At 38.3% G+C, this 3,082-nt stretch carries 1 protein-coding gene; it reads left to right on the top strand.

Going from position 1 to position 3,082, the window contains the following annotated elements; all coding sequences use genetic code 11:
- Positions 1-1,136 precede the first annotated feature (1,136 nt).
- The gene (locus F6K54_RS42425; protein WP_293090489.1) at positions 1,137-2,927 is read left to right on the top strand and encodes a WD40 repeat domain-containing protein; all 1,791 of its coding nucleotides are present in this window, start codon (positions 1,137-1,139) and stop codon (positions 2,925-2,927) included.
- The last annotated feature ends 155 nt before the right edge of the window (positions 2,928-3,082 follow it).

Genomic DNA, 3,082 nt, shown 5'->3' on the forward strand with positions numbered 1-3,082 from the left:
AACACCGAAGGAATGAATCAACAAAAATATTGCCCTATATTCTGATTTCCTTCTCAAACCAAAAACTAAGACGTTATAGTTTTCCCACTACCGAAACACCGAAGGAATGAATCAACAAAAATATTGCCCTATATTCTGATTTCCTTCTCAAACCAAAAACTAAGACGTTATAGTTTTCCCACTACCGAAACACCGAAGGAATGAATCAACAAAAATATTGCACTATATTCTGATTTCCTTCTCAAACCAAAAACTAAGACGTTGTAGTTTTTCCCACTACCGAAACACCGAAGGAATGAATCAACAAAAATATTGCCCTATATTCTGAGTTTGTCTCAAACCAAAAACTAAGACGTTATAGTTTTCCCACCAAGAAAGACAGAAGGAATGAATCAACAAAAATATTGCCCTATATTCTGAGTTTGTCTCAAACCAAAAACTAAGACGTTATAGTTTTCCCACCAAGAAAGACAGAAGGAATGAATCAACAAAAATATTGCCTTATATTCTGAGTATGTCTCAAACCAAAAACTAAGACGTTATAGTTTTCCCACCAAGAAAGACAGAAGGAATGAATCAACAAAAATATTGCCTTATATTCTGAGTATGTCTCAAACCAAAAACTAAGCTGAAAAAGTGCAAGGTTTTTGGCTGTTGTAGGCTCAAAATACTAATATAGCAATGAGCGCTGGTATATTTACAAATTGCAGGAGGGGCCAAATAGCTAAAAGTCTTATATTATAAGCAATTTATTCCCCTCCTGGGAGCAGGGCTGTTTTAAAGTATTGTAGATTAAGGATTTATGGAGAACGGGAGATTAGGAGATAGTGGAACAGTGAAATTTGCAAAAATTTGCCTATTTTTCAGCCAATAAGCGTCTTTAAGCTCTGAGAGGATATTTGGTTTAACGCCGCTTAAAAGCCTCCATCCCCGTGTCTCCGTGTCTCCGTGTCCCCGTGTCTATTGAGAATGAAACAGCCCTGCCTCCACCGGAGGGGTTAGGGGTGGGTTGCCTGTTGCCTGTTGCCTGTTGCCTGTTGCCTAGCCCTATAAAACTCTTGAGTGGCCCAAAATTTTGCTAAATTGAAAATTGAGATAATATTTCTCTTATATCCCCCTATATTTAGCTGCTGAAAATGTACACTCACTCCAATCAATTGCAAGTAGTTTTACCTAGCTTAAAAGAAGCAGGAATTGCTCAACGAATAGCCTTGGGACATATCTACAAAATCAAATTCCTGAATAACGATTTATTAGTAATCTGCGCCAGTGGTGGTACGAGCTTATACAAAATCAATAATTGGCAACGACTGTGGGATATCGACTCCCCGGCAAAATGTGGCACAATAAGTCACGATGGTACAACACTAGCATTAGGTTGGGGTCAAAAAATTTATATTTGGGATTTACGGCAAAGGCAACTTTTACGACAACTGCAAATACAAACTGACGATGATATAACAATAACTTGTATCGCCATTAGTTCTCAAGGTCAATTTCTTGCCTGTGGAGATAATAAAGGTACTGTCAGGTTTTGGAATTTAGCATCAACAACAGAAACTCCAACGATGGAATTATCTTATTCTGAAGAAGAGTTAGAAGTAGTGAGTGTAGCGATCGCTTCCCATGGTAAATTTCTAGCAGCTACATTTATAGATATAGGTGATGTTATAGTCTGGGAAATAGCATCCGCAACTCAAGTAAAAACGATAGCAGGGGAAACAGACTTTCCCTCTAATTTTGTCTTTTCTAGTCCAGACGGCAGATTAATTGTTTGCGGGAGTAATGATTTACAAATATGGGATATGGTAGCAGGAACCGAATCAAAATTTCTCGACTCATGGCATAACAATGCTGCTATTAGCTCTGACAGTCGCCTCCTAGCTGCTGACACTCAAATCTGGGATTTGGCATCACAAACAAAGATAGTGACATTACCCGGCCATCCTAGTTATATTGGTAGTATCGCCTTTAGTCCTAATGGTGCATTATTTGCTGCCGGCAGTTTCGACAGAGTAGATATTTCAGAAATTCCATCAGGAAAAACCATTGCCACTCTGGAAACCCAAACAAATTTTTTCATCAAAAAAGTTGCTTTTACTTCTGATGGAAAATTTCTGGCTGTTGTCAGTCGTAATCAAGTCCAATTATGGAATATCCTTTCTGGAGAAAAGGTCAAAACAATAGTCTCAGATATGGAGTGGGTGCAAACAGTTGCATCTAATTCAGATGATTATTATTTTGTGTTTGGCAGTAGTCAGATTTCTGATGGTAACTTTAATCTGATCTGCTTGTGGGGAAATCAATCAGAAACCTATATTCAGATACCGCGCAATAGTTGCCCGAAAATTATTGCTATCAGTCCAGACCTAAAATTAGTAGCGTTTATCAATTCAGAACATCATCTAAGTTTATGGGAAATTGCATCAAAGCAAGTAGTCAAAAGTTTTTTGGGACATACAGACTATATTCAAAGTGTTGTTTTTAGTTCTGACGGTAAGTTTATGGCGTCTGGTAGCAATGATGGTACTGTGAGGTTATGGGATATTGCTTCTGAGACAGAAATCAAGATTTTAGAGGGTTGCGTTAATTGCATAAATAATGTTGCGATCGGTAACGATGGTCAGTTCCTGAGCTTTAGTAATTGCGATCGAGTGCATTTATGGAATATGTCATCTCAGGATAAAGTTACAGTTTTAGAAGGATATGACAACTCAGTAGAGAGTGTTGCAATTAGTCCTGATAGTCGGTTTTTGGCTGCTGGAGATAGGGATGGTATTGTCAAGTTATGGGATACAAAATCAGCTACAGAAATTAAGGTGTTGGCTGGACATACAGATACTGTGAAGGGTATTGCTTTTAGTCCAGATAGTAAATTGATAGCGACTGGGAGCGAGGATGGAACCGTGAGATTATGGGAAATTTAGGACGTTTTTGAAGAGTAGGGGAGTAGGGGAGTAAGGGAGTAGGGGAGTAGGGGAGATAGAGAAATATTTGGTAATGGTTGAAGATGGAACATTTTTTTATACCGAATTAAACGGATTTGATATGACAAACAGGACTTACCCACTGACAATAGATA

It is taken from the genome of Okeania sp. SIO3B5 (assembly GCF_010692555.1).
Lineage (GTDB): Bacteria > Cyanobacteriota > Cyanobacteriia > Cyanobacteriales > Microcoleaceae > Okeania.